Raw genomic sequence first — 6059 nt, forward strand, 5'->3', positions numbered from 1 at the left:
CCTTTGAATATGTTTAAGAAAAAGGAGGAGAGGATAATGTATTATTATTACGTACCTCAAGTATATCCATATGTAAATTATTATCCGGTTTATGATACGAGTAGACAATACGAATTATATCGGCAACAACAATTACAGCAATTATCACAAATACCACAAATACCACAACAACAGCCTACACAGGAAAAAAAACCATATTTAACAACATGGCCATATTCCAATGTGTACTATGGTAATTATTACGAATCATAAAGCTGCTTCTATTTAGAAGCAGCTTTATACGTTTGTTTTCAAAATTAAATTTTGAATGGTTTGAAGAGAATGAATGAGCTTTTCGCGCTCTTCCTCAGATAATGTTTGGAAATTTTCTTTTAGTTTGTCTAAAATGAATTGCTGATACTGATTTACTAATAATTTCCCTTCAGCTGTTAGGGAAATTAAAATGACCCGTCGATCTTTTTCGCTATAATGACGCTCTATTAGTTCTTCTTGAATAAGTTTGTTTAATAGAGGTGTCATGTTAGGCCGTGAAATCGCTAGCCGCTTGCCGATTTCGGAAACTGCTAATGTGCCGTTTTCATGCAAAAGCAGTAATACTTGTGTATGTGATGGCGGCATATGTCTTTGAGAAGAAAATTCTCCAGGAAGCATAAATTTGCGATAAAAAAGAGGCACTAGCGAAAGAAGATGATCAACAATACGTTCCCACTCGCGTGATTCCATATAAAGGCCCCCTTCCACTCTCATTGTAACAAAAAAGACATGTTATAAAAATAGAATTGTTTCATGGGAATTTTAATATTTGTAGGCCAACACTTTTTTTGTAAATGAATCGGCAATAATCGTATAGCCTTTATCATTTGGGTGTACTTGGTCAAAGAGCAATTCTTTTTTATCATTCGATATTAATTTACGAATTGGCAAAACGATAGATGGTTGATTCACTTTTGCAATGGAATAAACGGATTCATTCCAGCCGTCTAAAAACATATCTGCATAACTTGCGATGGAGTCATCGAGTTGTAATGGGTTATAGAGTTCAGAAAGAATGAGTAAAGCATCCGGATTTTGATCTCGGACTGTCTTTACAATATTTTTTACATCCGCTTCAAAATGAGCTTTTTCTTTATTTAACATTTTAATACCGTCTATAACACCGACATCACGATTTAAGCGAAATAAATTATTTCCTCCAATATTAATGGTAATGATATTTGCTGCTCTAATTTTTTGCTTTACATCTTCTGATTGAACTTTTTTAGCGAGACGATCTGTTGTAAGCCCGTTTATCCCAAGGTTTTCTACAGTAATTGGTTTATGAATTTGTGCTTCTATTTGTTTAGAGGCTAATTCAGCAAATCCACCTTGTGTTGATCCATATCCTTTGGCGAGCGAATCACCTAGTACGAGATGATAAAAGGAATCGTTTGTTTGCTTATCAATCCAACTTGGAGTAGATGTTTTTTCTGTTTTTTCTTCGGGTTCATTTTGTTTTGTCTCGTCGTTCTTTTCAAAATAAGAATAAGAAATGATCAGAAGGAGGAGACAAACAATTGTTAAGATGACTTTTTTCATAAATTCATCCTCCTTGTAATTGGTAATTGTATCATATTCAGCAGTATTAGCAATGTAAGGGCATATTATATGTTTATGAAAAGTTTATAATAACTTTACAGAAAATTTGTTGAAGTTTGTCAAAAAATATTGACGATAGGAAAGAACTTTATATATGATAATGTCAGATAAGGTGAAATTTTAATTAGTGGGAGCTTTATTTCCTATTAATTGTTAGTCTTCATCAATCGAGCGTTTAAGGGGACTACTCGTTAGCGCAGGGTGAAATGAAAATTGTGTCTCTAATAGAAGAAAAAAGGTATGTGGTTAGAGACAGATAGGGATTCATTTCATTATTTCTGGTAATTGTATAAGGGGGATTTTTTGTGAAAAAGTCAAAAAAAATGCTAGCTGGAGCAACTCTTGCGATTGGTGTTATAGCACCGCAAGTAATGCCAACAACAGCTCATGCAGATGAGAACGCTGGGGAGAGTACAGTTAACTTACGAATTCTAGAAACATCAGATATTCACGTTAACTTAATGAATTACGATTATTATCAAACGAAAACAGATAATAAAGTAGGTCTCGTACAAACGGCAACACTCGTTAATAAAGCACGTGAAGAAGCGAAAAACTCTGTCCTATTTGATGATGGAGATGCATTACAAGGGACACCGCTTGGAGATTATGTAGCAAATAAAATAAAAGATCCGAAGAATCCTGTGGATCCTAGTTATACACATCCATTATATCGTGTAATGAATTTAATGAAGTATGACGTCATCTCTCTTGGGAATCATGAATTTAACTACGGTTTAGATTATTTAAATAAAGTGATTGAAAAAACGGATTTCCCGGTTATTAACTCGAATGTCTATATAGATGACCATGATGGTAATGATGAGAATGACGAGCATTACTTTGATAAACCATATCATATTTTAGAGAAAGAAGTAGTGGATGAAGCAGGCCAAAAACAAATAGTGAAGATTGGTGTAATGGGATTTGTTCCACCACAAATTATGAATTGGGATAAAGCGAATTTAGAAGGAAAAGTAAAGGCAAAAGATATTGTGCAAACAGCGAAAAAATTAGTTCCGGAAATGAAGGCGCAAGGTGCGGATATTATAGTTGCACTAGCGCATTCAGGTGTTGATAAGAGTGGATACAACGAAGGAATGGAAAATTCATCGTTTTATTTAGCGACAGAAGTTCCTGGCGTAGATGCAGTATTAATGGGACATTCACATACTGAAGTGAAGGATGTATTTAATGGTGTTCCAGTTGTAATGCCTGGTGTCTTTGGAAGTAACTTAGGTATTATTGATATGCAATTGAAAAAGGTAAACGGAAAATGGGAAGTACAAAAAGATCAATCTAAGCCACAACTTCGCCCGATTGCTAATAGTAAAGGTACCCCATTAGTAGAATCTGATGAAAAATTAGTTAATGAAATTAAAGATGAGCATCAAGCGACAATCGACTATGTAAATACACCTGTAGGTAAAACGAAAGCACCAATTAATAGTTATTTTTCATTAGTACAAGATGATCCTTCCGTACAAATTGTGACAAATGCGCAAAAATGGTATGTAGAACAAGAACTTAAAAAACCAGAGTACGAAAAGATTAAAGATATTCCGGTTTTATCTGCAGGCGCACCATTTAAAGCAGGTGGCCGAAACGGTGCTACATATTATACGGATATTCCAGCTGGAACGTTAGCGATTAAAAACGTTGCAGATTTATATGTATATCCAAATACGTTATATGCTGTAAAAGTAAATGGGGCACAAGTGAAAGAATGGCTTGAAATGTCTGCAGGTCAGTTTAATCAAATTGATCCAAAGAAAACAGAAGAACAGCCGTTAGTAAATATAGGGTATCCTACATATAACTTTGATATTTTAGATGGCTTAAAATACGAAATTGATGTAACACAACCGGCGAAATACGATAAAGATGGAAAAGTTGTAAATGCAAATACGAATCGTATTGTAAATATGACATATGAAGGTAAGCCAGTAGCTGACAAGCAAGAGTTCATCGTCGCTACAAATAACTATCGTGGAAGTAGCCAAACGTTCCCAGGTGTAAGTAAAGGGGAAGTTGTATACCAATCACAAGATGAAACACGTCAAATCATTGTGAAGTATATGCAAAAAATAAAAGATATTGATCCAGCAGCTGATCAAAATTGGACATTTAAACCGATTGTTGCAGATAAATTAAATACAACATTTGATTCTTCACCAAATGCACAAAAGTATATAAAGAAAGATGGAAAGATTTCATATGTTGGACCATCTGAAAATGAATTTGCGAAATATGCAATTGATATAACGAAGAAAAATGATGATAAAGAAACTGGTGAAGGAAACCCAACAACACCGCCAACAGGTGGTGGAGAAAACCCAACAACACCGCCAACAGAAGAAGGTAATAATGGTAATGAACCAAAGCAAGATGGAAACAATACTGGATCTGGACAAACTACAACAGATGATCAAAATACAAAAGAAACAACAACTGTAAGTGAAAATAAAGAAGCTGAAAAAGATGAACGTGATTTACCGAAAACAGGTGCAAGTATTGCTTCTACAATTGGAGCTGGTCTTGCGTTTGTTGGAGCGGGATTACTTCTGTTATTTAGAAGAAAGAAAGCGAATAGATAGTCAAGAAATATAAAAAGGATTACCGATTTGGTAATCCTTTTTGTTATATTATGAAACTGGTACTGCTTTTTCTTTTTTCCATGAAAGACCGAATCCAGTAAAACCGACAATAATGGTTACGACTGGACATGCTAAACAGAAGATTGCGTATGGCAGGTAATCGAATGTTGGAACGCTAAGAACGTTTGTTAAGAATACGCCACTTACACCCCATGGTACGAGTGGATTAATTACTGTACCAGCATCTTCTAATACTCGTGATAAATTACGACGTTCTAAACCGACTTCATCGTATTTATTAGCAAATGCTTGTCCTGTTAAAACGATGGATAAGTACTGCTCACCAAGTAAGAAGTTTACACCAATTGCAGTTGAAGCAGTAGAAATAATTAAGCGTGTACTAGTTTTTACGAAGCTAGAGATAATATTCATCAGCTGCGCTATAATACCCATTCCTTGTAATAATCCTCCCATACAAAGAGCTAGGAAAATAAGAGCAATTGACATCATCATACTTTGCAGGCCACCGCGAGATAATAAGCTGTCAATGTCTTTGATACCAGTTTTAGAAACGTAACCGTCTTGCATAATTTTTATTAAATCAGCTAAAGAAGTGCTAGGTTTAAAAATAAAGAGAATAATAATCCCTACCACAATTCCTGCAAGTAATGTTGGAACTGCGGGTACCTTTTTAAATGCGAATAGGAACAGTAATAAAATAGGAATCAGTGTAACGATAGAAATCGTTGCATTTTTTTCTAGTGTGTTAATAAATGCTGAGAAATCAACGTTTCCACCAGATCCGTTTCCTAAAATGAAAAATGCGATAAAAGCAATAATGAAAGCTGGCACTGTTGTCCAAAGCATGTTACGAATATGTTCAAATAAATCTACACCTGTTACAGCAGGCGCTAAGTTTGTTGTATCAGATAAAGGAGACATTTTATCTCCGAAGAATGCACCAGAAATAATTGCACCAGCAATAAGAGCTGGATCGTATCCAAGGGCAGTACCCATTCCCATAAAGGCAAGTCCTACAGTTGCAGCAGTTGTAAAAGCACTACCGATACTCGTTCCAACAATTGCACAAACAACAAAAACAGTTGGAACGAAAATTTTTGGAGATACAAGTTGGAAGCCGTATACCATTAAAGTGGGAATAGTTCCAGCTGCGATCCAAACGCTAATTAATACGCCTACAAGTAAGAAAATAAATATAGATGGAATACCAGCTGAAATACTACTAATCATCCCTTTCTCCATAGTAGACCAAGAGATTCTCTTCAGGAATCCAAATGCTAATAAAAGAACGATACCAAATAAAATTGGAATGTGTGGTGAAACTTCTAATTGAATAACACTAAAACCAATACAGAAAAAGATAAAAATTGTTAAAAGAACAGACTCAATTTTTGAAACCATTGTTTTCCCCTCCTAAGTAATGTAAAATAGCTCTTTTTTATATAAAATTCGCCAATATTGTATATTTCCTTCTAAAATTTAGAATTTTGTGACAAATTACCGGTAATTGTTAGTCCTTCTATATGATACGGAAATGATTGGATAAAAAAACGTCCCTGCATATAATTATGCAGGGACGAAGAAATCGCGGTACCACCCTAGCTTGTGAAATGAATGCGTCACAAAATAAAGGGTCATATGATATGCGCTTATAAAATAAAAAACGCCCCTGCAATATATGCAGGGACGAAAAATTCGCGGTACCACCCTAAATTGTGAAACAGTGTCGTTTCACCACTCTTTAGACATAACGGTCTATAACCGTCTTTCACTACTCCTCACGTTTCGTAAAAGAAGCTCCAGGGG

General features: G+C 35.1%; 5 protein-coding genes. 2 read left to right on the forward strand and 3 right to left on the reverse strand.

What is annotated here, in order from left to right:
• Positions 1-36 precede the first annotated feature (36 nt).
• Complete coding sequence (locus MR107_RS22620; protein WP_000291955.1) at positions 37-252, forward strand: hypothetical protein; 216 nt, start codon at positions 37-39, stop codon at positions 250-252.
• Between the two features lie 24 nt (positions 253-276).
• On the opposite strand, the gene MR107_RS22625 is transcribed toward MR107_RS22620, so the two are convergent.
• Both MR107_RS22625 and MR107_RS22630 read right to left on the reverse strand, forming a co-directional pair.
• Positions 277-723 (reverse strand): MarR family winged helix-turn-helix transcriptional regulator, encoded by a 447-nt coding sequence (locus MR107_RS22625; RefSeq protein WP_000445819.1) that lies wholly within the window; start codon positions 721-723, stop codon positions 277-279.
• Positions 724-795: 72 nt separating this feature from the next.
• The gene (locus tag MR107_RS22630) at positions 796-1575 is read right to left on the reverse strand and encodes a GDSL-type esterase/lipase family protein (RefSeq protein ID WP_000755838.1); all 780 of its coding nucleotides are present in this window, start codon (positions 1573-1575) and stop codon (positions 796-798) included.
• Between the two features lie 365 nt (positions 1576-1940).
• On the opposite strand from MR107_RS22630, the gene cpdB reads away from it, so the two are divergent.
• Positions 1941-4232, forward strand: coding sequence for a bifunctional 2',3'-cyclic-nucleotide 2'-phosphodiesterase/3'-nucleotidase (gene cpdB / locus MR107_RS22635; RefSeq protein ID WP_242292733.1), 2292 nt, complete (start codon positions 1941-1943; stop codon positions 4230-4232).
• A 48-nt stretch (positions 4233-4280) separates the two neighbouring features.
• Here cpdB and nhaC read toward each other — a convergent pair whose 3' ends face one another.
• Positions 4281-5654, reverse strand: a complete 1374-nt coding sequence (gene nhaC, locus MR107_RS22640) for a Na+/H+ antiporter NhaC (protein WP_071741163.1) — start codon at positions 5652-5654, stop codon at positions 4281-4283.
• Positions 5655-6059 lie beyond the last annotated feature (405 nt).

This window comes from Bacillus cereus group sp. BfR-BA-01441, assembly GCF_022663075.1.
Lineage (GTDB): Bacteria > Bacillota > Bacilli > Bacillales > Bacillaceae_G > Bacillus_A > Bacillus_A cereus.